Raw genomic sequence first — 25,387 nt, forward strand, 5'->3', positions numbered from 1 at the left:
CAAAATAGGATATTATGAAAGATTTAAAATATTTAACAGCCTTTACCATTCCGTTGGCTGCCATAATGGGACTTACCTTACAGGGGTATTGGTCCTTTTTTACCCCGATTTTTGCTTTTGTGCTCATTCCTGTTTTGGAAACCATCCTACCGGTTCAAACCGATAACCTTTCTGAGGATGAAGTACATTCCAAAGCCAAAAACAAATTCTTCAATATTCTTCTCTATTTAAACCTTCCTTTGGTTTATGGTATCGTTTTATGGTTTTTGTGGAGCCTTACACAAACCTCTTACAGTACTCTGGAATTGTCCGGGCTCATCTTTTCGGTCGGGATCGTCATAGGTTCCAACGGAATCAATGTGGCGCATGAACTTGGCCATAGAACCTTGCAATGGGAAAAAACACTTGGCAAGCTATTGCTGTTGCCCTCTTTATATATGCACTTTTACATAGAACACAACTATGGCCATCATTTACATGCTGCGACCCCGGAAGATCCTGCAAGTGCTAAGTACAACCAGAGCGTATATGCATTTTGGTTTACTTCCATGTTTCGTCAATATGGAAGTGCTTGGAGGATTCAGCAAAACCTATTGAAGCGTGAAGGGTTGTCTTTCATAAGTATAAAAAACGACATGCTCTGGTATACCCTATTTCAAATAGCCTATTTGGCAACTATTTACGTTCTTCTTGGATTTACCGCAACTTGGGTGGCCTTTGTCGTAGGATTGGTAGGCGCTCTTTTGCTGGAAACTATTAACTATATTGAACATTACGGGCTTAGCAGGCAAAAAAGGGATAGTGGACGTTACGAAAGGGTAAGTGAAATACACTCCTGGAATTCCAACCATATTTTAGGTCGTATGATGTTATACGAACTCACCCGTCATAGCGACCATCATTTCAAGGCCCATAAAAAATACCAGCTTTTAGACTATCATGATACCAGCCCGCAAATGCCTTTTGGCTACCCAACTTCCATGGTATTGAGTCTTGTTCCGCCGTTGTGGTTTTCTATCATGAACAAGCGAATTCCTGAGGAGATGAAGCCTTAGAATTGTATCTTTGCCCTCTTAAATTTATAATTTCATTCTGATGGCTCAGAAAGTTCGCGTACGTTTTGCACCCAGCCCAACAGGACCCTTGCATATTGGTGGGGTTCGTACTGCATTGTTCAATTATCTTTTTGCCAAAAAGCACGGGGGTGATTTTGTGCTTCGAATAGAGGATACCGACCAAACCCGTTATGTGGAAGGTGCCGAAGACTACATAAAAGAAGCCTTAGAATGGTTAAAAATCCCTTTCGATGAAGGGCCAGGTAAAGATGGCGGTTTTGGCCCCTATAGACAAAGTGAACGTAAAGGCCTCTACAGACAATATGCCGAGCGATTGATTGCAGAAGGTAATGCCTATTACGCATTCGACACGCCTAATGAACTTGCACAACAACGGTCACAGTACGAAGCCGAGAAACGGACCTTTATTTACAATTGGCACAATCGCCAACAAATGAACAACTCCCTTTCCCTTTCTGAAACTGAAGTTCAGGAGCGCTTGGATCGAGGGGATCATTACGTGATTCGTTTTAAGTCGCCAAAAGATGAAACACTTCAGCTAAAGGATATCATTCGTGGGGACATACAAATAGACACGAACACCTTAGACGATAAAGTCCTGTTTAAAAGTGACGGCATGCCCACCTATCATTTGGCAAATATTGTGGATGATCATCTTATGCAGATTACCCATGTCATTCGTGGGGAAGAATGGTTGCCTTCGTTGGCTTTGCATCAGCAACTATACGATGCCTTTGGTTGGGAAGCGCCCCAGTTCGCTCACCTATCCTTGATTCTTAAACCAAACGGTAAGGGAAAATTGAGCAAACGGGATGGAGAAGCTGGCGGATTTCCTGTATTTCCCTTGGAATGGAATGCACCCGACGGGACCACAGCATCTGGGTATAGGGAAGATGGATACCTTCCAGAGGCTGTTGTAAACATGTTGGCTTTTCTGGGTTGGAATCCAGGAACAGAGCAGGAACTGTTCGACCTGGATGGCCTAATTGAAGCCTTCAGTTTAGAAAAAGTGAATAAGGCGGGGGCCAAGTTCGATCCCGAAAAGGCCAAGTGGTTTCAACAACAATATTTTCAGCAACAAGAGGATGATTTGCTTACGAATCAGTTTAGCGGCCTTTTGAAATCCAAAGGCGTGGTAACTTCCTTACCAATTGGTAAGATAGTTTCCTTGGTAAAAGAACGGGCAACTTTTGTGGAGGATCTTTGGGAGCAAGCTTCTTTCTTTTTTGAAGCACCCGCCGAATATGATGAAAAAGCCTCAAAGAAAGCGTTTAAAGAAGAAACAGCTGGCATCCTAACAAGTGTGCTGGAGCTTGTGGAAAGTGCGCCAGAATTTGACGCTGAAAGCCTGTCAACAAGCATTAAGGGATGGATTACCTCCCAAGAAATGGGATTTGGCAAAGTAATGATGCCTTTGCGCTTATCCTTGGTTGGGGAAATGAAGGGCCCCGATGTTTTTGAGATAGCCTCTGTTCTTGGAAAGGAAGAATCCTCAGCAAGAATAAAGCATACTATAGAAACAATTTCCTAGAAGTAGAAAATGGCCATCGCAATGATGGTGTGTGGATTTCCCTGAAAATTTACGTTCGGTTCGTTAATACTTTCCGAGTCATTAAACCGCTGAAATAAATTGGTTACCCCATATTGGTATTGCGCACTCAATCTAAAGTTCTCAAGCCCTGCCGTAACACCACCCGCCACATAGAAGTGAACACGGGAAATGTTCTGAATGTCCTGGGCTTCCAGGTTCTCATACCCATCAAGAATAAACCTTTCGAAAGTATCTTGTTTTAACTTCATTTTTCCATTCACATTAAGGATCGGCCCAAACTCTAGGCTCAGGTGTTTGTGAACGATATTGAAGCTACCCAAAATGTTTATTTGGGCAGATTGGATGGTATAGTCTATTTCCTGCTCAAAAAACCCAGGCTGGGTGTTGTTAAGGTCACGACCCAAGATTCCCACCTCCGTTTGAACAAAGTTGATTCCATAGATAAGGTCGAAGGCATTGTAAAAAGATCCACGTGTGGTGAAACCCATCATATACCCTGTGCCCTGTGTAGTGGTAAAGTTATCGGTATCTATATCGAAAAAAGCAAAACCCCCTTGAAGTCCCAAGTGGTTGTTTTCATCGTAGTTGCGTTGCGCGAATCCCTGCAGTCCTATGCAGAGTATGGTAACGAAAAGAATGTTTTTAAGACTCATAAGTTGGAGGTTCTAGAAAGGCGCAAAAGTAGCGTAAATTTTGTACCTTCAAAAAGTTCTAATCAATTAAAATTTAAATCTATGGGCGGTTATTTATTAGTACCTATTCTGGTATTCAGTTTCTTTATCCTATTAATGTTTATTTTCATTGTAAAACAACAAACCGCAGCGGTAATAGAACGTTTCGGAAGGTTTCAAAGTATACGACCTTCTGGGCTGCGCTTTAAAATTCCTATTGTAGATCGAATTGCAGGTCGTATCAACTTGAAAATCCAACAGTTAGATGTAATTGTGGAAACTAAAACTAAAGACGATGTTTTTGTAAGATTAAAGATTTCCGTGCAATTTCAGGTGATAAAGGAGAAGGTATACGATGCATTTTACAAGCTGGAGAACCCCCACGATCAAATTACTTCGTATGTATTTGATGTGGTAAGGGCCGAAGTTCCAAAAATGAAACTGGATGATGTTTTTGAACGAAAAGATGACATCGCCATTGCGGTTAAAAAAGAATTGAACGAAGCGATGATCAATTATGGTTTCGATATTATAAAAACCCTTGTAACCGACATTGATCCCGATACTCAAGTAAAGGCGGCCATGAACCGAATTAATGCAGCAGAACGCGAGAAGGTGGCAGCAGAATATGAAGCAGAAGCAGAGCGCATCAAAATTGTGGCCAAAGCCCGAGCAGAAGCTGAAAGCAAGCGCCTACAGGGGCAGGGTATAGCAGATCAGCGACGTGAGATTGCACGTGGTTTGGAAGAGTCTGTAGAAGTGTTGAACAACGTTGGGATTAACTCCCAAGAAGCTTCTGCCCTTATTGTGGTAACCCAGCACTATGATACCCTACAAAGTATTGGTGAGGAAACCAACAGCAACCTTATCCTATTGCCGAACTCACCTCAAGCTGGAAGCAATATGCTAAACGATATGATTGCCTCGTTTGTGGCCAGCAATCAAATTGGTGAGGAAATGAAAAAGACAAATGCTGCCAAAGGAATTGGTAAAAAGAACAATCCTCCATCGGATGATTTCTCGATGTAGGTCCTTTCTAAAATAAATAAAACCGCTGTGTTGTCTTGAAAATTAATATTCAGTAAACACAGCGGTTTTTTTATACGAGTGCCTTAGCTTCGGCAACCAATAATTCGTTCTTATCTTCTAGGGCTTTATCAATAAATTCTGAAGCCGCTGTTGTTCGTTCCTGCCCATTATCTAACAACACCCCAAGGGTGATCATTGCTGCGATACGTGTTCCAGCCTTTTTTGCAGCCGTAGCAAACAAAGGTTCAAGATCTTCATAAGGCACAGTAGCGGCCAATTCCTTGATCTTTGATTTGGTAACTTCTTGTTTTTCTGGTGGCAGATTGGTATACTTTTTACCCATTCGCTTTATTTCCTCAATAGCCGGTCGCTGAGGTTGTTGTGGCTTGGGCTGTGACTTTGCCTGATTCTCCACTGGCTTTTTCTTGGCCCAGGAATCACGCAATCCCACTGTTTTATTGAATACCAATCGGTCATGGGTACTATCATCATCGACACTGAAATAACCCAAACGTTGAAATTGGAAACGGTCCCCAGGATTCGCACCAGCTAAAAAGGGTTCAATATAGGCTTCAGAAACTGATAGGGAATCCGGGTTTATGAAGTCCATGAATGTTTTATCCTTGTGACCGTCGGGAGCTTCTTCACTAAACAAACGATCGTACACACGAACCTCTGCCGTCTTAGCGTGGGCAACAGACACCCAATGAAGGGTACCCTTCACCTTGCGTAAGCTTGCTTCGGTACCACTGCCGCTTAGACTATCTGGATCGTAGGAACAGTGTATTTCGGTGATGTTTCCCTCGGCATCCTTCACTACACTTTCACCTTTTATGATATAAGCGTTCTTCAGTCTAACTTCTTTTCCTAAGGTCAATCGGAAAAACTTGCTACTGGCATCTTCCTTAAAATCTTCTTTTTCTATATAGAGTTCCTTCGAAAAAGGAACCTCATGGCTTCCTGCCGAGGTATCCTCTGGATTATTCTCTGCAGTTAGCATTTCTTCCGTACCATCGAGATAATTGGTAATAATCAATTTTACCGGATCCAATACGGCCATTACCCTATTGGCGGTCTTGTTAAGATCTTCGCGAATACAAAACTCTAACAAAGACACATCTATTACATTTTCCCGTTTGGCCACCCCAACAGTTTCCACAAACTTTCGGATGGATTTTGGGGTATAGCCCCTCCTTCTCAGTCCTGAGATCGTTGGCATACGCGGATCGTCCCAACCGTTTACAATTCCTTCTTCTACCAATTTCAGCAGCTTTCGCTTGCTCATGATGGTATAACTCAGGTTGAGTCTCGCAAACTCCCTTTGAATGGGTAGTCTTGGATATTCGTCCTTGCTATAATTATACACCTCATCCCGAAACCAATTATAGAGTTTACGGTGTGGTTTAAATTCCAAAGAACACAAGGAGTGCGAAATTTGTTCTATGTAATCACTTTCCCCATGGGTCCAGTCATACATTGGGTAAATACACCAAGCTTCCCCTGTTCTATGATGGTGTTTCTTTAAAATTCGATACATAATGGGATCCCGCATAAGCATATTTGGATCTTCCATGTCAATCTTGGCACGGAGTACATGGGTGCCTTCATCGAATTCACCAGCTTTCATCCGCTCAAATAGATCTAGGTTCTCCTCTACCGAACGATCCCGGTAGGGACTATTAGTTCCTACTTGTGTGGGTGTTCCTTTTTGTTCGGCCATTGCTTCACTGGACTGGGAATCTATATAGGCCTTTCCATCCTTAATCAACAAAACGGCCCAATCATACAATTGCTGAAAATAATCTGAAGAGTACAATTCGTTGGCCCATGTGTATCCCAACCAAGCAATATCCCTTTTTATGGCATCTACATACTCCTGTTCTTCCTTGGCTGGATTGGTGTCATCGAAACGCAGATTAACAGGTGCATTGTACTTTTCGCCCAGGCCAAAGCTAATCCCAATCGCCTTGGTATGTCCAATATGAAGATATCCATTGGGTTCTGGAGGAAAACGGAAACGTAGCTTTTTGGGGTCCAACCCATTCTTTAGGTCCTCCTCTATGATTTGCTCTAGAAAATTGAGCGATTTGGTTTCTTCTGCCATAACATAAAACAAAAATATCAGGGAAAAGCCCCTGAATAATAGCTGCAAAGGTAACCAATAACTTGAAAAAAGTATCTTTGCCAAAACTTTTTACATGAGCACGATTACGCTTAAAAACATTCGGATTTTTACCAATCATGGGTGCCTGATCGAAGAAGAGAAAATTGGTAGTGATTACTTGGTGAACTTGAAGGTGAAAGCAGATCTTTCTCAAGCTGCGACTTCAGATCACCTAAAAGACACGGTAGATTATGTTCATTTACAGCATATTGTAAAAAATGAAATGGCGGTTCGTTCTAAGTTATTGGAACACGTAGGACAGCGTATTATCGATCGGATCTTCCTGGAAATTGATCTGGTGACCAAAGCGAAAGTGACTATTTCGAAACTAAACCCTCCTATTGGCGGTGATGTGGAGGAAGTAAGTGTTACAATGAAGTCCCAACGATAATCGCATTTATTAGGTTTATTATGGGTAATATTTTTATATTTGCCCTCTAAATCATGGCGTCTTGGCCGAGTGGCTAGGCAGAGCTCTGCAAAAGCTTGTACAGCGGTTCGAATCCGCTAGACGCCTCAACAAAATCCAGCTGTAATGGCTGGATTTTTTTATGCCATGCTATTAGGTTATTCCTGAAGGGGAAGTTTGGTTTTTGGGATTCGGTCCAATCCTTTTTGCACCTGGTCCGGAAAAATACCCTCAATTAGTAGGAACACCCCGAACAAAATGATTAAAATGCTCACCCACTTTTTGGTTTTGAAAATAAACCTAGGGGTCATTTTACTTTTCAGTTTTTTGGCAAGCGATATTTTGGCAATGTCCGTAAGAAAGAAAGTGACCAAAACCGTGGTTAGAAAAAGAAACACCCCGTTTTCTGAAGTGGTCAGGGCATTGGCCATAATCAAGGTTCCTATCCAACCCGCCAATACTCCAAAGTTCACGAAATTAAGCAGGAACCCCTTGAGGAAAAGTCCCCATAGGTTCTTTTTTACCTGTACGGCATAATGTTCCCTTACAATTTTAATAAAGGATTTGGCCGTACGTATGTAGGAAATGATCCCATATACTATGAGTATGGCTCCACCAAACACCAATAAAGCAGGATCATCCCTTACCCGTTCCAAGATTTTATTGGTACTGAAATAAGCGATTAAGATAAAAATGATATCAGCAAAAATAGCCCCGAGATCAAAGAATACACCGGCACGAAAGCCTTTTGTGATACTCGTTTCGATGAGGGTGAAGAATACTGGGCCCACGGCAAAAGCCAATAGGAACCCGTACAAAGCTGCATATGGTAAACCCTCTAACATTACCGTAAAAGTACAAATTACTTTTGGGTTGTTAGAGGGTTTGTTTTGTATTCATTTTCAGATGCTATCCTTAGGTATTCTCGAGAATTGTGGCCTACATCTGCAACCAATAATTAATCCTTTATTATAATACGACCCCCTGCCAATTTCTTTTCGTCAATCTCTTTTGGGTTGCCGTAAACATTTACATTTCCGCCTGCGGTTACACGAATTTCAGCTTTGTCACTGGCATTGATATCGGCTTCACCTGCAGCGGTAATACCCACCTTGGTTCTTTGGGTTAATAGTTCGCGGCCTTCGAAAATACCTCCAGTATTGATTTTGATTTCCTGGCTTTTAGATAGTCCAGACGCTTCTACAATTCCACCGGTCACTGCGCGAACTTTGGTTCTGTCTACCTGAAGACCTACTTTAATCTGTCCGCCTTCCTGAGCTTTCAGTTCTATCTCATCCTGTTCTATCATTTCACTGGCAACGATTTGGGATCCCTCGTTGGCATCGATCGTTTCAATTTCGGTAAAATACACTTCAATATAGGTGTCTTCCCCGCGGAAACGGGTATCGGTTTCCATGCGAAGTTTTAGGGTACCGTTGTTATTAATCACTTTTACATTGTAGGTGTGTTCTCCTTTAATCACAACTTTGTTTTCATCGGATTGAATTAGGTTCACTTCCATAAGATCGAATACTTTCAATTCATGGAAATCGCCTACGTTCTTTACAACTTCTCTTTGTTGTGCTATGGTGGTAAGGGTAAGTAGTGCTATACAAAGGGTTACAATCGGTTTCATATCTGTTCGTTATTTATCCACGAATGTGGGTAGTGTTTGTTTTGATTTCCCCCTAAAGATGAATTTTTAAAGGGAATGTTACAGTATTTAGTACTAATTTCAAATTATTCATCTTCAAGCAGATTAGTATACTTCTTCAGTATATATTCGGGATCCCAATCTTCCATTTCGGTTCTTCCATGACCTAGGGAAATATAATCAACAAGTTCTCCCTTTTCAAAGAAATACTGGCAGTTCCAGACAATGGTATCTCTATGATCCGCAGTAATCCATAATTCAGTTTCTTTTGCATAGATGAGCGTATCTCCTTCAGAATAATACACATCCTGATGATACATTGGTGCAGCATAAAAGTGCATTTTTCGAATTTTCACATACGGTTCTACTTCACTTTCATAGGTTATCTCGCAAGACTCTATGAGTGTATCCCCTTTTATTTCCTTGGGCGTTAGAATTCTATCCGTGTTACATGAATGCATTAAATAACCAACATCCCTAATAACCTTTGCCCTATAGGCTTCCGATCTACCAAAATTATCTTGAGCAGAAATATTTAGAAAACAAAGAATAAACAATGAGGAAAGAATTGGTCGCATCCTTAAATAGGTTTCTAGGATAATTCAATCAAAAACCAATCCAAATATCATTCAACTTTAACCATCACCAAATATTCAAGTCCGGGATCCGAATCAGTACAGGGACTACTTGTATATGGATTAGGGTTGTTATTAATTCTAAAACTTGTTTCTGTTAATTCTGAAATAGAAGATGTGTTTGAGTTCCCGCTGAAATTTATAGTTAGTTCATCACCATTTAATTCCCAGGTTCCATTAGTTTCTATTTCCTCTATACAATTATTTTCACTGTCTAAACGATACGGAATATCTCTAAAATTACCTTCATTTACATTTGAAGGATCATCTCCCAACGTAAAAATAAATCTTGAGTTCTGAGTACATTCTTCTGTAGAATATTCTGTGAATGCTCCAGAATCACAGATTATAATAAATCGATTAGGACTCCAAGAACCTAATAATAAATTTGTTGGTGTTTCCTCTTCTTGTTGTTGTTGATTCGTGTTGGAATTGTTATTATCGTCTGAGGAACAGGATAAAGAAAATAGAATTAAAAAAGAGAGAGAAACTATTTGCAGTGTGCTTTTTATCATTTTTATATCAGTTATTATGCTAAATACTAATTTCTATAAAAAATACTAGTGCTGTCTTTTGTTTTGAAAATATAACTGAATTTTAACCTACTCAACTACTATATCTATTCCCTATGCCCCAACATGGTAAAGTCTAAATGCTTCTTAACCAAATCGGCATTTTTTACTTTAACATAGACTTCGTCCCCAAGGGTATACGCATTCTTGGTCCGATCCCCAATCACGGCAAATTCCTCTTTATGAAAGGCATAATGGTCATCCTTTAGGTCTGCCAAACGAACCATTCCTTCACATTTATTGGAAATAATTTCGACATAGATTCCCCATTCGGTCACCCCGGAAATAACACCTAAAAATTCTTCATCCTGGTGGTCCTGCATATACTTTACCTGCATATACTTAATGCTATCTCGCTCTGCATTGGATGCCAATTGTTCCATATCGCTGGAGTGTCGGCATTTGTCTTCGAACTCTTCTTGCTTGGCACTTTTTCCACCATCCAAATAATGTTGTAGTAATCTATGTACCATCACATCGGGATACCTTCTTATTGGGGAAGTGAAATGGGTATAATAATCGAAAGCCAAACCATAATGCCCAATATTGTTGGTTGTGTAAACGGCCTTGCTCATACTTCGAATTGCCAAAGTATCGATCATATTCTGTTCCTTTCTTCCCTGTACGTCTTTTAGTAGTTTATTCAATGATGCAGCAGTACTTTGCCTATCTTGAGTGTTGAGTTTATAACCGAAGCGTTTAATGATATTCTCCAAAGCAGCAATCTTTTCATCATCCGGTTCGTCATGAACACGGTATACATAGGTTTTCTTCGGATTCTGTTTTCCAATATACGCAGCAACACTCCTATTGGCCAATAACATAAATTCTTCAATCAACTTATTGGCATCTTTGCTTTCCTTAAAATAAACACCTTCTGGTTCGTTGTGTTCATCCAGATTGAATTTCACCTCCACTTTATCGAAGGAAATAGCACCGTGTCGCATCCTATTTTTGCGAAGAATTTTTGCCAAACGATCCAGTTCCAAAACTGCCTCTGCAATATTCGAATCTACTTCATAAGCTTTCCCTGTGAGGGAAATACTATCAGGTATCGTTTTACTGTCTTTATTTTCAATTAAATGTTGGGCTTCCTCGTATGCAAATCGGGCATCGCTATAAGTAACTGTTCTACCGAACCATTGGTTAACAACATCCGACTTATCGTTCATCTCGAACACAGCCGAAAACGTATATTTTTCTTCATGGGGTCGCAAGGAACAGGCTCCATTACTCAATATTTCCGGTAACATTGGGACCACTCTATCTACTAAATATACAGAAGTAGCCCGCTCATACGCTTCATCATCCAATACCGTTCCTGGTTTTAAATAATGGGATACATCTGCAATGTGAATTCCAATTTCGTAGTTCCCATTTTCTAATTTTTCAAACGAAAGTGCGTCATCAAAATCCTTGGCATCTTTTGGGTCTATGGTAAAGGTTAATACCTTTCGCATATCCCTACGCTTCTTTATTTCCTGAGCTTGAATGGAGGTATCTAAACCATTGGCATAGGCTTCCACTTCTGAAGGAAATTCATACGGAAGACCATACTGGGCCAAAATGGCATGAATCTCTGTGTTGTGTTCCCCAGGTTTCCCGAGTACCTTGATCACGGATCCAACTGGAGATTCACTATTCTCTTCCCAGCCTTCCATTTTTACCAGAACTTTATCACCATTCTGGGCTTTATTTATTTTACTCTTTGGAACAAAAATATCCGTATACATATTGTACCCTGTACATTCCACAAAAGCAAACCGGTCGGATACCGTAATGGTCCCTACAAACTCCTTCCTCTTCCGCTCGAGTATTTGGGTAATTTCACCCTCTATCTTTCCACTTCTTTTTCGCTTAAACACATAAACTTCTACAACATCTCCATGAAATGCGCGATTTATGTGTTTGCTTTTTACAAAAATATCCTGCTCCATTCCTTCAACCATCACATATCCTTGACCTCTGCTGGTCATATCCAATATTCCGGTATGATAATTCATGGAAGGGGTTAAAATGTACTTTCCCCTTTCAATTTCCTGAAGGGTTCCTTTTCCCTGTAATCGTTTCAGGGTTTTGATGATATGATTTCTTCCACTGGCATCGGTAACTCCCAATTTAGCAGCTAACTGCTTGTAGTTGAGACCCGTATTTCGGTTCTTTCTAAATATTTCTAAAATGAGTTGGGAAAGTCCTTCAGTGTGTTTACTCTTACTTCTCTTTTTCCTTTTCGGCATGGTTACTGTAATAATTTTTAAAAGTACGTTTATTAAGTGAATGTAACTTCAATACACACTAAAATTTAGTAACTTAGTACATATGGAACGTTACCAAACCATTGCAATCTTTACTTATGCTAGTGAGTACACAGTTCTTCAACATTTGTTGCAACAAAAGGGGATCCGGTTTGTATTTCAAAACGAAACGACAATAGGAATACTTCCGTTTCACTCTAACGCCATTGGCGGTATTCAACTCAAGGTTCACGAAGAGGATATTCCTCATGCCTACCAGGTAATTGAAGATCTTAATAGCTCTTCACATTTACGTATCGTATAATTTTTCCTAAAACACTTATCCACGTTTTCAACAATTAAATAAACATCTCTTTTCTTTTTTTTGAAATTTAAAATAAAAATGATGATGATGATGGGTTGTTGATATATGGAATAACTTTATGGAAGATTGTTTTGAATTTGACTTATGCTTTTTTTCGAAGGGGTTATGAACAAAAAACCTTGTATGTAAGCAGTTGAAAAATAGGAAATTTTACATTTCATCCACAGTTGTGAACAAGGTATATTAACAATGGAATTTTAATAAGTAAATTGAAAAATAATGTTGTTAACTGAAAGAAGGTAGCGGAAAAGTCAACAATAAAATAAGACAAACTTATTTGCGGTTTTCCCGTAATTTTTCAATCAGGAAATTCAATCCTAATCTCCAAATATTTTTATGCTTTTTACGGAAACAAATATGAACAATGTTGTTAACTAAATTATCACCTAAGTTTTAAGAAAAGGTAAAGAATTGATAATATTGAAATTAGAAAAAACAGATAAATAAACTCCTTGGAGTATCTTTGTAAAAACAAACACCATGAAAATCGCCATAGGAAACGACCACGCAGGAACGGACTATAAATTTGCTATTGTAAAATTTTTGGAATCTCAAGGAATTGAGGTCGAAAACCATGGAACGGATAGTTTTGACAGTGTGGATTATCCAGACTTCGTACATCCAGTGGCAAAGGGTGTAGAAGATGAAACGGTTCAGAAGGGTATTCTTATTTGTGGAAGCGCCAATGGCGTTGCCATGACGGCCAACAAATACCAAAAAGTGCGCGCAGGTCTCTGTTGGACTAAGGAAATTGTCGAGTTAATCCGCCAGCACAATGACGCAAATATTCTTTGTATTCCTGCCCGGTTTACCGCCATACCCCAGGCCGTAGAAATGGTTAAGACATTTTTGGCTACCAATTTTGAAGGGGGCCGTCACCAACGAAGGGTAGATAAAATAGCTTGTTCTTAAAATTATGGCACATTCCCATCACCACCATCATGACCACGGAGCGGTAACGGGAAGAAATTTGCTCATATCCATTGTCCTTAATATTATCATCACCGTGGCTCAAGCCATAGGCGGTGTCATTTCTGGAAGTTTGTCATTGTTGAGCGATGCGCTTCATAATTTTAGTGACGTTCTTTCATTAATTGTGAGTTACATCGCAAGTATTTATTCCAGAAAGGAGGCTTCCCTCGATAAAACTTTTGGATACAAGCGGGCTGAAATCATTGCAGCATTCGTTAACTCGGCCACCTTGATTGTGGTCGCCATTTATTTGGTTTTCGAGGCCGTTGAAAGATTTATCGAACCACAAGAAATAGAAAGCGGGTTGGTTATTTGGTTGGCGCTCTTGGGCATTGTCGCCAATGGTTTTAGTGTTTTGCTACTACAAAAGAATGCAAAGGATAATATGAATATGCGTTCTGCATACCTTCATCTTATTACAGACATGTCTGCTTCGGTGGCTGTTTTGGTAGGTGGATTGTTGATGAAATACTTTGGATGGTTTTGGGTAGATAGCGTATTGACCCTGCTCATTGCAATATACTTGGTGGTGGTCGGTTTCGACTTGCTTAAAAGCTCGTTTCAGGTACTCATGCTGTTTACTCCCAAAGATGTAAATTTGAAAAAATTGGAATCAGCCGTACTTGAGTTTCCGGAGATTAAGAATATACATCATATTCATATTTGGCAATTGAACGAAAAGGAAGTACACCTAGAAGCACATATAGATTTTAAGGAAGATATATCATTGTCCGAATTTGAAATTATACTGGATAAAATAGAGGAACTATTGTTCCATGATTTCGGAATTAATCATGTGAATATTCAACCGGAATACAATAAAAGTGACGCAAAAGAAACCATTGTCCAAGACTAGTATGGAAATAGAGGTTAAGACATTCGATCAGTTTTCAATTAATGAATTATATGATATTCTGCAGCTTCGTTCCGAGGTTTTCGTAGTAGAGCAGGATTGTGTGTATCAGGATATTGATGGGAAGGATGAAAAGGCCCTACATGTCTTCGGAAAAAAATCGGGCCGCATAGCGGCCTATACCAGATGTTTCGCACCGGGCGATTATTTTGAAGAGGCTTCTATTGGAAGGGTAGTCGTGGCCGGACCTGAAAGGAAATATGGTTATGGTGCCGATATCATGAAGGCCTCCATAGAAGCCATAGAAAATCACTACAAAACAACCACCATAAAATTGTCTGCACAAACCTATCTCACCAGATTTTACGAATCCCTAGGATTTGAAAAAGTAGGGGAGGAGTACCTTGAAGATGGAATTCCGCATATAGGAATGATAAAATCTTGATTGTTTATTGAGAATTTTTCAATAAACAGGGGTTTATATTTTATAATCCATAAATTTTAAACATTTACCCCTAATTTTTAGGGGGTATATTCCCATTTTTATACTTTTATTCGAATAAATTAATAAAATAATAGGGGTATGGGAAGGAAACTAAATTTCTTTGGTTTAATTATTTTAGTAGTAATTGCCTTGTTGCTGGGTACAGAATACCAGTTTATTGAAAATTCGACCGAAATTGACAAAGGTGACACAGCTTGGATGTTGGTGGCGAGTGCCTTTGTTTTGTTGATGACCCCGGGGTTGGCTTTCTTTTACGGCGGGATGGTCAGTAAAAAGAGTGTAATATCCACCATGTTGCAAAGTTTTGTAGCCCTTGGCGTAATTAGTGTACTCTGGGTGGTTGTCGGGTTTAGTTTGGCGTTTGGAGATAGTATATATGGTATTATTGGCGACCCTAGGACCTTTTTCAATTTTAATGGGGTTACCGTTTCCCCAAACCCAGATTTTGCAGAAACCATCCCTTTTTTGTTGTTTGCACTTTTCCAATTGAAATTCGCAATAATTACCCCAGCTCTTATTACCGGAAGTTTTGCTGAACGCATCCGTTTCCGAAGCTATATTTTGTTCATGGTATTATTCTCCTTGTTTATTTATGCCCCCCTTGCGCATATGACTTGGCACCCCGACGGTCTGCTACGCAATTGGGGGGTTTTGGATTTTGCAGGAGGAACTGTAGTACACATGTCTGCAGGAATCGCGGCCCTAGCGGGCGCTCTTTACTTAGGAAAACGCCGTCAACGAATTGAAAAGCCCGCGAACATTCCTTTCGTAATTTTGGGCACAGGACTGCTTTGGTTCGGTTGGTTCGGGTTTAATTCGGGGTCTGCACTTGGGGCAAACACTGATGCGGTAATTGCTTTCGCCAATACCAACTTAGCCTCAGCAACCAGTATGATCGCATGGATATTCTTGGATCGTTTTCAGAATCGAAAAATGTCGGCATTGGGAGCATGTATTGGCGCCATAGTAGGGCTGGTTGCCATTACACCCGCGGCAGGTTTTGTGAGTATTGGGCAGAGTATTTTTATCGGTTTTGTGGCAGCGATTGTAAGTAATTTTGCGATACGGTTTCATAAGAAATCTGAAATTGATGATACCCTCGATGTATTCCCAAGTCATGGGGTAGGAGGTATTGTAGGAATGCTGCTCACAGGAATCCTCGCGAAGGACGTAGGATTAATCTATGGAGAAACATCCACTTTCGTGTATCATTGTATTGCCTTGGTCTTGGTTTCCCTCTTCACTTTTTTCGGAAGTCTTTTGCTATACAAACTTACTGATGCATTGTTATCCATGAGGGTACGGGAAGATCAAGAGGAACGAGGACTCGATGCTTCACAACACGGTGAGTTTATAGATACTTAGCGCATAGGCCGAGGCGTATTTCAATACTGTTATTACTAATTACTTCCAATTTGTGCGGATGGGCGGTGTTTTACCGCTCTTTTGTCGATTATTTCCATATATTTACATTTGAATCTGCCCTGACCCCTCCCATAAAAATAAGATGCTACCCCTGGCATCTAAATACTTAACCACATGAAAAAGATCTTATTATTAAGCATTTTCGCTTTATCTATTACTTCTATCTTTTCCCAGGGGTACCTAGAAATGATTCAAAAAGGAACCTTTACGGTTCAGCAAATCCAAGCCGCCGCCGAAGCGCATTTCGATGTTGTAGGCACTGGAAGAGGAACGGGATACCATCCGTACAAACGATGGGAATATAGCGCCCTTCACACGATGAATGAAGAGGGTTATTTGCCTACCAATGAAACCTTGTTAACTGAATTTTTTGCGGCAAGGGCCTCAAGACAAAATATGTCATTGGTCGATACAAGTAACTGGGAGGATCTTGGCCCTACCACTTGGAACTCGACATCGGGATGGAATCCAGGGGTGGGAAGAATCACGGCCTTTTCTGTAGACCCTGCAGATCAAAACCACATCATTGTTGGATCGCAAACGGGAGGAGTTTGGAAAACAATCGACGGAGGAACCAATTGGACCGTACTTACGGATTCCTTCATTAATATGGATGTGTATTCACTTGCCATAGATCCAGTAGACAAAGACCTCTACTATTGGGGCTCATCTTCGGGGCTCATCTTCGTGTCTTCCGATGCAGGGGCTACCTGGAATCAGTTGGTGAATCTTTCCGGTTCGGATGTGAATAGAATTCTCATCGACCCGACAGACACCTCCAAGATTTTTTGCTCTGTAGAAAGTGGTGGAATTTTCAGAAGCACAAATGGAGGAACTTCATGGTCTGGGCCCATAACCGGTGAAGCCACGGGATTCGATCTAGAGTTTAAACCTGGTGACACCAATACGGTTTATGCTTCGGGAAATCGCTTTTATGTTTCTACCAATGGTGGCAGTAGTTTTTCAGAAGTCTCATCCTCTTTCAATTCCGCTCAGACCAAGATGATTGCTGTTTCACCAGCAGATGCGAATGTAGTGTTCGTGATCGAAGAAAATGGCGGTCTTTTTGGTGGTTTATTCAAATCTACCAACGACGGAAGTTCTTTTTCTGAACTTGACCATAGCGGCCTTAATTATTTTGGATATAGCGCTACAGCATCCGATGCATACGGCCAAGCGCCCCGTGATATGGATATTGTCATAAGCCCAGTTGATATTGACGAGGTGCATATTGCAGGAATACATTCTTGGCGTTCTTTGGACGGTGGTGTTACCTTTGAACTTTCCTCGTTTTGGACGGATTCGGGAGCCGCAAGTCTAGATGTAGGGTATTGCCATGCCGATGTCGATCTTATGGAATTTGTCGGGAATAACCTTTATCTGGGAACGGATGGTGGAATTTTTGTTGCTACAGATTCTGATGAAGTCATGAACGATTTCTTTTATACCGACCTCACTTTTGGTTTGGGGATCCGCCAGTTTTATAGAATTGGAGTATCTCAAACAAATCCCGAAATAATTGTGGGTGGTTCCCAGGACAATGGGTCGTCCTTTTACAATACTTCGGGGAATTGGTTCGATTGGTTGGGTGCCGATGGAATGGAGGGTTTTGTAGATAAAGACAACAGCGATATTTTCTATGGCACCGCCCAAAACGGTACGCTATACAAATCCACCGATGGAGGTGCCACCCGTGTTGAGTTACCTACCCCACCAGGTACTGGAAATTGGGTGACCCCTTTTGAACAGGACCCAACAGATAACGATGTTATCTATGTAGGGTATGACGAAGTCTACAAATCTACCAACGGTGGAGGCACTTGGTCGGCCATATCCCAAGATTTTGGACCCAATATGGACTATCTTAAAATTGCTCCGAGCAATAATCAAATTATGTATGGGTCCGTGGATGGAAGTTTGTATAAAACCACAGACGGTGGTGCCACCGATTGGACAAGTCTTTCTGGTTACGGCGGATCTTTTATAAATGATATTGCTATTCACCCAACAGATCCCAATCGGGTGGCGGTTGCCACCAACAGTTCCAATCTCATATTTATTTCTGAAGACGGTGGATCCACTTGGACGTCAATGTTACTGAACTTACCAAGCTATACTGCCTATTCCTTGGTTTGGGAAAATTCTTCAGTAAATAGGCTGTTTGTTGGGATGAATTACGGCATCTACTATATTGATGACAACCTTACGCAATGGCAAATATTTTCTAACAACCTCCCTAATGTACGTGTTTACGAATTGGAAATAAATGAAACCAAAGGCATGATTTATGCCGGAACTTACGGAAGAGGGGTTTTCAGATCTTTGCTTCCCGATGTGGCAACAGATATTGATTCACCCTCAACCCCAATGAATTTAGTTGCGTCCAATATCGATGAAACGCTGTTCGATCTGGGCTGGGATGCTTCTACCGACAATGTTGGAGTTATTGGATATGAAATCTTTCAGGATGGTGTCAGTATCGGAACCTCTTCAACCAACAGTTATAATGTAACAGGGTTAAGCCCTTCCACAACCTACACTTATACGGTAACTGCTTACGATGCTGCTGGAAATGTTTCTTCGCCAAGTGCTCCTTTAGGTGTAACTACTTTGGATCCCACCCCTGTAAGTTGCACGAATACTGTTTCTACCTTGCCCTATAGTGAAAGTTTCGAAACCCTAGGAAATTTAGGGTTTTGGGTACAAGTTACGGATGATGACGGTGATTGGGTACAAAATACAGGGGTTACCCCTTCAACTTCAACGGGTCCAAGTTCGGCTAGCGATGGTTCCTATTATATGTTTTTAGAGGCTTCTTTAAATGGTTCCGATGGTGAAATTGGTCCAAATGCGACCGCTATTTTGGAAGGGCCCTGTGTGGCACTATCAACTATTTCTAATGTGCAATTGTCTTTTGATTATCATGCATATGGCAGTGACGTATTTAATGCCAGCTTGGTAGTCGAGGGAAGCACAACCGAAGGCAATTGGATCAATTTGTATAGTACCCCAACCATTATTACGAGTCAAGATTTATGGATTAATGAAACCATAGATTTGAGTGGCTACAATGAAGATATGAAAATACGATTCGTTGGAACGACAGGAAATGGATGGTCCAGTGATATAGCGATAGACAATATTAGTTTCGACCAAATACCGTGCACAGGGGTTACAAAAACATGGAATGGATCTACGTGGAGTCCAGCTGGGAATCCAATAGAGAACGATGCCGTGGTTATCAACGGCAACTACGATACCGCCATAAATGGCAACCTTAATGCATGCACGTTAACTGTAAATTCTGGTTTCACTTTGGATGTGGCGTCCGACAGCTATATTAAGGTGGAGAGAGATATTACGGTTGACGGAAATTTGATCATTGCACATACTGGGAACGTGGTTCAAACCAACGCATCGGCCCCAGTTACAAATAATGGAACGATCAGTGTTCGGGTAACCACTCCAGATCTTGACAGTCGTGATTTTATGGTTATGGGAAGCCCAATGACTATAGAAACCCGCCAGAGCGTATGGAGCTCTGCATTCTTGGTGCTAGAGGCCATTACGGCCAACTTCGTACCACATCCCGATGTAACCATTCAATTTCCTGCGGCAGAAAATTTTGCAGATGATAACAATGATTTTTGGAGCGAAGTGGTCACGGGCAATCTTGCTCCGGGAGAAGGATATATTGTAAGGCCACAAGCCGGATACGGACAACCGGGCGGAATCTTTTCATACGATTTTCAACAGGGTACCTTGAATAATGGGATCGTCAATTTTAACGTAGCGTACAATACCAGTAAAAATGATAGTCCGAATATAATGGCAAACCCTTACGCCTCTGCAATTTCTGCGGATGCATTTATTGCTGCGAACTCAATGATTGATGAGGTATATTTCTGGGAGCATTTAACGCCTCCAAGTCCTGGATTACCGGGAGCTGGGAGCATGAATTTCTCCATGCAGGATATTTCAATGTACAATTTAACGGGAGGAACGGCTGCGGCTGCAGACCTAACGGGGACACTAACAGAGCCTAATGGCGTAATAGCTACTGGTCAAGGATTTGGTATAAAAGCGACAGCTGCGGGCACGGCACAATTTAATAATACCATGCGACTCACTTCTGGGAACAACACCTTGAGAATATCCCAGGAAATGGACCGTATTTGGCTGCAGGTAAAGACCGATGAGCACGAATTGTACAGTACAACCTTAATCGGTTTTTCGGATACTACCACTCCTGAATTTGATGCTGGATACGATTCCCGAAGATTGGCAAGTGTAGTTTCATTGTACTCACATCTAGACTCTGATCTTTCGAAAGAAATGGGAATTCAATCCCTATCCAAATTAAGGGAAGATAGTAAGGTAGCCATTGGCTTTTCAACATTGATTGCCGAAGAAACGAGATTTAAAGTGTCCATGATAAAAAGCGATGGACCTTTAATTGAACAAGCAACAGTATATTTATTTGATAATGAGCTTCAGCTATTGACGAATCTTTCGGAGGGTGATTACGAGTTTACTGCCGATCAGGGCACATTCGAAAACCGATTTACGCTGTTGTTCGAAGGAGCTGTTTTGGGGATTGACGGAATATTGCATAGTTCGAACCTAAAAGTATATCCGAACCCTACTTCGGGAAGACTGGATATAGTATCTACGTCGGACACGATAATTGCAAAGGCACAATTGATGGACCTACACGGAAGGGTCTTGAAGACAGTTGAGGTGAATAGCACTTTGGGCACTATAGATATTTCAGAATTCAGTAGTGCCACCTACCTACTCAAACTATCGACAGATCAGGGGGTAGAAACCATTAAGCGAATTAGTAAAGAATAATTTAGGTAATATAGCATTGAAAATAAATCCCGATTCCCCATTGGAATTGGGATTTATTATATACCCTTCGTTTTGGATTTCACGTCCTTGTTAAATGGAATGCCCAACTGCACAGCAATACTTTCATCGTTCGTGTGATCTGCCAGATCTACACCATATTGAATCTTTTTTGGGTCGCCATAAACGAATGTTCCAAATATTCGATCCCAAATGGAAAACATATTCCCGTAGTTGCTGTCCGTCCATGGCAATTCAAAATGATGATGGAATTTATGCATATTTGGCGTTACGATTAAATAACTCAAGGCCTTATCTATTGCAATGGGTAATGAAATATTGGCATGTGTCCAATACGTAAACAGCACACTGAGTATTCTGTAAAACAAATAGAAGGCGATAGGCATGCCCGTAATTAGGACCGCAATAAGGGCAAAACTTTCACGAATAATAAAATCAATGGGGTGATGACGCGTTCCCGTAGTAACATCCACGTTTTTATCGCTATGATGCACAATATGAAGTCGCCACATGGCCGGAATTTTATGCAGGAAGAAATGAACGCCATATTGAGCTATGAGGTCTAAGATGAGAATGGCGATAATCAATTCGATCCAGACGGGAGCCTCAATTAGGTGAAGCAATCCCAATTCAGAAGCTTGTAACCAAGTAAAAACACCAGCAGTTACTATCCCGAAAATGGCATTTATTATCATTACAAAAAGTAGGAGCACAAGGTTTACCTTAGCGTGTTTCCACTTTTTATATCGTAGTTGAAATAAGGAGTAATGTCCTTCCAAAATCCAGAAAAACCCAAGTACTAGGAAAATCCAACCCGCTTTCATCCAGATGGGCATGGTTTCAAAAAAATTCAGGAATTCCTGCATGGCATTACTTCAATATTTTTTGATATTGGCTCGTATTATTAAGCACGGAGATGGCTTCTAAAATTTCAGGGTTATTCTTCACTTGATAGTCATATAGCCCTTCCCTGTAAAAATAGCGCTTTAAAATTTCATCGGTCAACAACGATTTGATTTCCGCTTTTTTGCTGACTAAATCTTTTTCCTTTGCACGATCAATGGATTCCATTAACGAATTATAACTTGCCTGAATATCATCTTTTAATTCATCATCTTCGGCTCTTCGAAGTGCTTCTTCAAACTTCTTTTCAGATTCTGTTTCATAGTCGAAACCATTCTTTTTCAAATACTTTATGAAGTCCTGAAACACAGCATCGTTTATGGTGAATCCATTCCAATCTGTCATTTCATTCCTATAGTGGTACTCGGTAGCAAAATCGAAGATGGCATGGTCACGTAGCAATGCTGTTGTGATCGGACTAAATTTAGCTGATTCCAATTCGATATCTGGTAAAATTCCACCGCCATCATAAACCGTTCGCCCTCCTTTGGTCTTGAATTGGTTGTATTCTTTTGGGTCTAATCGAACAGGGTCCCCATTCTCGTCCCTATTCCAGTAATCGAGGGCCTGAATGCATCTTCCGCTTGGCGTGTAATACCTGGAAATGGTTACTTTTAACTGAGTACCGTAAGCTAATTTTTTGGGTCGCTGTACAAGGCCTTTGCCAAAACTTCTGGCCCCCACGACCACCGCTCTGTCCAAATCCTGAAGACTACCGGATACAATTTCACTGGCAGAGGCAGAACGACCATTTACCAATACCACCAAAGGAATTTCGGTATCAATTGGCTGGTTTCTGGTTTTATAGGTCTTGTTGTATTTTTCAATAACCGATTTTGTAGTGGTAATTACTTCTCCTTTTGGAACAAATAGATTTACCACATTTATGGCTTCATTAAGCAATCCGCCAGGATTACCACGCAGGTCCAAAATGATTTTTTTAGCCCCGTCTAGCTTCAGCTCTTCTAAGGCTGCTTTGGTTTCGACGGTAGTTCTGCGATTGAATTTTCGCAATACGATGTATCCAATATCGCCTTCTATGAGTTTGTAATAAGGGACCGCTTTTACGTCCACTTTTTCACGAGTTAGAGTAGTGGTTAGCGTTTTACCTTGCCTTCTATACGTTAGCTCTACTGTACTTCCAGCCGCTCCTTTCATTAAGTCTCCGGCGTCATCCTCGAAATCGGATAAACTAATATCCCCAATTTTCACGATTTCATCACCGGCCTTCAAGCCCGCTTTATCGGCCGGATAGTCCTTAAAGGGTTCAGTGATTACGATTCTATCCTTAAGTGTACGCACCGAAGCCCCAATACCCGTGTAGGTTCCGGAGTTCTTTATTCGCGCGTCCTCTACGGCTTGCTCGTTCCAGTACACTGTGTAGGGGTCTAGGTCTTCGAGCATACCCTTTATGGCATTGTCCATAAGGGTAGCAGGTGTATTTTCATCCACATAATTCATGTTCAGCTCTTTGTAGAGCGTGGTGAAAATTTCTATTTGTTTCGCGATTTCAAAAAAATCGCTTCTAAAACTGGATGAGGTAATCAATAATCCAATGGCTAGGATCGGTACCAGGATTCTTCTTTTCATGATCCGTATTTTTTAATTCCAAAATTCTATTAAGTCATCTATATCTTCGGAGTCGCTTTGTATGTAAAGGTTTTCCCATTGAAGCGTCCCGTCGACCAATGCAAATATTCTATAATAACCAGGGTCAAGGTCTTCCAAATTGACGGTCGCACCGCCTTCATTAATGGTACTGGCAGTTACCACCGATATATTTTCAACATCATTAATTGAATAGCTATCCGATGAATAGACGGCATTAAAATCTTCATCTTGATAAATCTTTTCAGCCTCTGCCGGTATAACCCAAACATCGTTAATGGTCCCATTTGAATACAAAAACATGATATCCCGAGCAGGATTTGGAACAGCAGTTAGGGCCAACCCCGACACAAATACATTAGGGTTTCCCAGTAAAAGAGGCTTTTGATCAAATGTTTGACGAGCCCTTACCCCTGTCACCAAACCCAAGGCTTCGACTTCTGTCATCATGGGACCGTCGTCATCATTCATGGCATTACTATCGGAACTGTCATCGTTGTTAGCGCATGCCAGTATGGTGAATGCACAAAATAGTATCCAAAAGCCTTTCATGAATTGTTTGGGTTTATAGGATCAAAAGATAATCAGCTTTTTGGGGATAGCGTAATAAGCAATTGTTAATTTTTAGCCTTCTTACGTTTTAGGTACCTCCTAAGAATAAGTATTCCAATAAGTAGGAGCAGGAACAGTGGCCATAAGTAGAGAAGACCCAAGAAGAACACTGAGATCCCGTCCCATCCACCTTTGAAGGCATTTTTCATTTTTTGACCGTACGAAACGGTTACCCCCGTCTGCGAAGTCGTTTTATAAAAATGCAGGGTGATGGTACTTAAAGAGACTCTATCTTTCAAATAGTTAAGGCGACCTTGCTTGGCTTCAACTTCTTCACGGATATTTGAAAGCTCGCGCTCTATTTCGAGCATCTCCTTCACATTCTTGGCCTGTTTCAACAATTCCAGATAGCGTTTTTCTAATTCTCTTTTCGCTTTGAGGCGTGCTTCTAGATCTACAAATTCTTCAGTGACGTCTTTTTGACTAATGTCCTTACGATCGAAATATTTGACCCCTTCAGAAACTCCGTCCATAAATGACTGGAAATATTCCGATGGAATGCGCACGGTCACATTTTGATATAGCTTACCGTAGCTTTTGCCCGAATTGTCATTTTGAACAATCCCTTGGTAACGGTTCACCAATCCCATAATTTTTACATGGGTTGTGTCTAGGTTCGAAGTTTCGAATTCTAAATGCCCCGTTTTTATGATTTGTTGCTCCCTTGTTTGTTGATTTACCTCAATGGGTTTACCAGCGTTATCTAGATCATCGGCGCCCGAGGCCTCATCGTATTTATACGTAGTGAAAGTAAGGCCATCGGCCGCAGCCTTCTCCTCGGATTCTGCAACGTAATCACCCGATCCTCCCGAACAGGCCAAAGCAAGACTAAAAATTAATAGACTAAAAAATTTCATGATGTAATGTTTTTAAGCAGGGCCTTAACGGAGGAGGAAATTTGGGCAAACTGCGGTTTCTCTTTACTAATATACATAAAGAGCAACGCAAATTTCTTGCCGTTGTGGGTCTCTAACACGATTTTTTCAAGACGATATGCTTCACGGAGTTGCCTTTTGATTCCGTTTCTTGAGACGGCAAGCTTAAAATTACGTTTGGGAACAGCAAAGGTGGCTTGGTGAGTTTCTGCTGATTCCTGTTCCATAAAGATGAGCCGTAAGGGAAATTTTTTGATCGATTTTCCTTCGGAAAATAACTGATCTATCACCTTGCGCGATTTTAATCGCTCTTTTTTGTGGAATTTTTGGCTCACGTGGTAAAGATAGAAATAAAAAAACCTCGCTGAGTTCATGACCAAG

22 protein-coding genes and 1 tRNA gene are annotated in these 25,387 nt (G+C 40.9%); 11 read left to right on the plus strand and 12 right to left on the minus strand.

Features of this window, described 5'->3' with window-relative positions; translation table 11 throughout:
• Window positions 1-14 precede the first annotated feature (14 nt).
• Together AC6JAD_RS06225 and gltX are read left to right on the plus strand one after the other, a co-directional pair.
• Window positions 15-1,055, plus strand: a complete 1,041-nt coding sequence (locus AC6JAD_RS06225; RefSeq protein ID WP_461304429.1) for an alkane 1-monooxygenase — start codon at window positions 15-17, stop codon at window positions 1,053-1,055.
• A gap of 40 nt (window positions 1,056-1,095) precedes the next feature.
• Window positions 1,096-2,607: a glutamate--tRNA ligase gene (gltX, locus tag AC6JAD_RS06230; RefSeq protein ID WP_461304430.1), complete on the plus strand. Its 1,512-nt coding sequence runs from the start codon at window positions 1,096-1,098 to the stop codon at window positions 2,605-2,607.
• On the opposite strand, the gene AC6JAD_RS06235 is transcribed toward gltX, so the two are convergent.
• Entirely contained in the window at window positions 2,604-3,281 is a 678-nt protein-coding gene (locus AC6JAD_RS06235; protein WP_461304431.1) for a hypothetical protein, read from the minus strand. The two genes, gltX and AC6JAD_RS06235, sit on opposite strands and share 4 nt — an antisense overlap.
• An 81-nt stretch (window positions 3,282-3,362) precedes the next feature.
• On the opposite strand from AC6JAD_RS06235, the gene AC6JAD_RS06240 reads away from it, so the two are divergent.
• On the plus strand, window positions 3,363-4,328 hold the full coding sequence (locus tag AC6JAD_RS06240; protein ID WP_461304432.1) for an SPFH domain-containing protein: 966 nt from the start codon (window positions 3,363-3,365) through the stop codon (window positions 4,326-4,328).
• Window positions 4,329-4,398: 70 nt separating this feature from the next.
• Here AC6JAD_RS06240 and AC6JAD_RS06245 read toward each other — a convergent pair whose 3' ends face one another.
• Window positions 4,399-6,432: a glutamine--tRNA ligase/YqeY domain fusion protein gene (locus AC6JAD_RS06245; protein WP_461304433.1), complete on the minus strand. Its 2,034-nt coding sequence runs from the start codon at window positions 6,430-6,432 to the stop codon at window positions 4,399-4,401.
• A 94-nt stretch (window positions 6,433-6,526) separates the two neighbouring features.
• Between AC6JAD_RS06245 and folB the strand changes: the two genes are divergently transcribed.
• Together folB and AC6JAD_RS06255 are read left to right on the plus strand one after the other, a co-directional pair.
• A complete protein-coding gene (gene folB / locus AC6JAD_RS06250; RefSeq protein ID WP_461304434.1) occupies window positions 6,527-6,883 on the plus strand; it encodes a dihydroneopterin aldolase in 357 nt (118 codons plus the stop codon).
• 55 nt (window positions 6,884-6,938) lie between these two features.
• Window positions 6,939-7,009: transfer RNA gene (locus AC6JAD_RS06255), tRNA-Cys, on the plus strand.
• Between the two features lie 50 nt (window positions 7,010-7,059).
• On the opposite strand, the gene AC6JAD_RS06260 is transcribed toward AC6JAD_RS06255, so the two are convergent.
• The 5 genes from AC6JAD_RS06260 to rnr form a co-directional block, all read right to left on the minus strand.
• Window positions 7,060-7,746, minus strand: a complete 687-nt coding sequence (locus tag AC6JAD_RS06260; protein ID WP_461304435.1) for a LysE family translocator — start codon at window positions 7,744-7,746, stop codon at window positions 7,060-7,062.
• Window positions 7,747-7,859: 113 nt separating this feature from the next.
• Entirely contained in the window at window positions 7,860-8,537 is a 678-nt protein-coding gene (locus AC6JAD_RS06265) for a head GIN domain-containing protein (RefSeq protein ID WP_461304436.1), read from the minus strand.
• A gap of 104 nt (window positions 8,538-8,641) precedes the next feature.
• Window positions 8,642-9,133 (minus strand): hypothetical protein, encoded by a 492-nt coding sequence (locus tag AC6JAD_RS06270; protein WP_461304437.1) that lies wholly within the window; start codon window positions 9,131-9,133, stop codon window positions 8,642-8,644.
• Window positions 9,134-9,180: 47 nt separating this feature from the next.
• Entirely contained in the window at window positions 9,181-9,705 is a 525-nt protein-coding gene (locus AC6JAD_RS06275; protein ID WP_461304438.1) for a lipocalin-like domain-containing protein, read from the minus strand.
• A 104-nt stretch (window positions 9,706-9,809) separates the two neighbouring features.
• Window positions 9,810-11,999 (minus strand): ribonuclease R, encoded by a 2,190-nt coding sequence (rnr, locus tag AC6JAD_RS06280; RefSeq protein WP_461304439.1) that lies wholly within the window; start codon window positions 11,997-11,999, stop codon window positions 9,810-9,812.
• Between the two features lie 82 nt (window positions 12,000-12,081).
• Here rnr and AC6JAD_RS06285 point away from each other — a divergent pair, with 82 nt between their 5' ends.
• The 6 genes from AC6JAD_RS06285 to AC6JAD_RS06310 all read left to right on the plus strand — a co-directional run bounded on the left by AC6JAD_RS06285 (window position 12,082) and on the right by AC6JAD_RS06310 (window position 20,990).
• A complete protein-coding gene (locus tag AC6JAD_RS06285) occupies window positions 12,082-12,321 on the plus strand; it encodes a DUF2007 domain-containing protein (protein ID WP_461304440.1) in 240 nt (79 codons plus the stop codon).
• A 540-nt stretch (window positions 12,322-12,861) separates the two neighbouring features.
• Window positions 12,862-13,293, plus strand: coding sequence for a ribose 5-phosphate isomerase B (gene rpiB / locus AC6JAD_RS06290; RefSeq protein ID WP_461304441.1), 432 nt, complete (start codon window positions 12,862-12,864; stop codon window positions 13,291-13,293).
• Window positions 13,294-13,297: 4 nt separating this feature from the next.
• Complete coding sequence (locus AC6JAD_RS06295) at window positions 13,298-14,209, plus strand: cation diffusion facilitator family transporter (protein WP_461304442.1); 912 nt, start codon at window positions 13,298-13,300, stop codon at window positions 14,207-14,209.
• A gap of 1 nt (window position 14,210) precedes the next feature.
• A complete protein-coding gene (locus AC6JAD_RS06300) occupies window positions 14,211-14,651 on the plus strand; it encodes a GNAT family N-acetyltransferase (RefSeq protein WP_461304609.1) in 441 nt (146 codons plus the stop codon).
• Between the two features lie 138 nt (window positions 14,652-14,789).
• Complete coding sequence (locus AC6JAD_RS06305; protein ID WP_461304443.1) at window positions 14,790-16,076, plus strand: ammonium transporter; 1,287 nt, start codon at window positions 14,790-14,792, stop codon at window positions 16,074-16,076.
• Between the two features lie 174 nt (window positions 16,077-16,250).
• A complete protein-coding gene (locus tag AC6JAD_RS06310) occupies window positions 16,251-20,990 on the plus strand; it encodes a DUF8693 domain-containing protein (RefSeq protein WP_461304444.1) in 4,740 nt (1,579 codons plus the stop codon).
• A gap of 56 nt (window positions 20,991-21,046) precedes the next feature.
• Here AC6JAD_RS06310 and AC6JAD_RS06315 read toward each other — a convergent pair whose 3' ends face one another.
• The 5 genes from AC6JAD_RS06315 to rnpA all read right to left on the minus strand — a co-directional run bounded on the left by AC6JAD_RS06315 (window position 21,047) and on the right by rnpA (window position 25,341).
• Window positions 21,047-21,874 (minus strand): sterol desaturase family protein, encoded by an 828-nt coding sequence (locus AC6JAD_RS06315; RefSeq protein WP_461304445.1) that lies wholly within the window; start codon window positions 21,872-21,874, stop codon window positions 21,047-21,049.
• A 4-nt stretch (window positions 21,875-21,878) separates the two neighbouring features.
• Window positions 21,879-23,501, minus strand: a complete 1,623-nt coding sequence (locus tag AC6JAD_RS06320; protein ID WP_461304446.1) for a S41 family peptidase — start codon at window positions 23,499-23,501, stop codon at window positions 21,879-21,881.
• A gap of 12 nt (window positions 23,502-23,513) precedes the next feature.
• Window positions 23,514-24,071, minus strand: a complete 558-nt coding sequence (locus AC6JAD_RS06325) for a hypothetical protein (RefSeq protein ID WP_461304447.1) — start codon at window positions 24,069-24,071, stop codon at window positions 23,514-23,516.
• 65 nt (window positions 24,072-24,136) lie between these two features.
• Entirely contained in the window at window positions 24,137-24,988 is an 852-nt protein-coding gene (locus tag AC6JAD_RS06330) for a DUF4349 domain-containing protein (protein WP_461304448.1), read from the minus strand.
• A complete protein-coding gene (gene rnpA, locus AC6JAD_RS06335) occupies window positions 24,985-25,341 on the minus strand; it encodes a ribonuclease P protein component (RefSeq protein WP_461304449.1) in 357 nt (118 codons plus the stop codon). The genes AC6JAD_RS06330 and rnpA overlap by 4 nt, the downstream gene beginning before the upstream one ends.
• Window positions 25,342-25,387: the final 46 nt, after the last annotated feature.

The organism is Aureisphaera sp. (genome assembly GCF_059726885.1).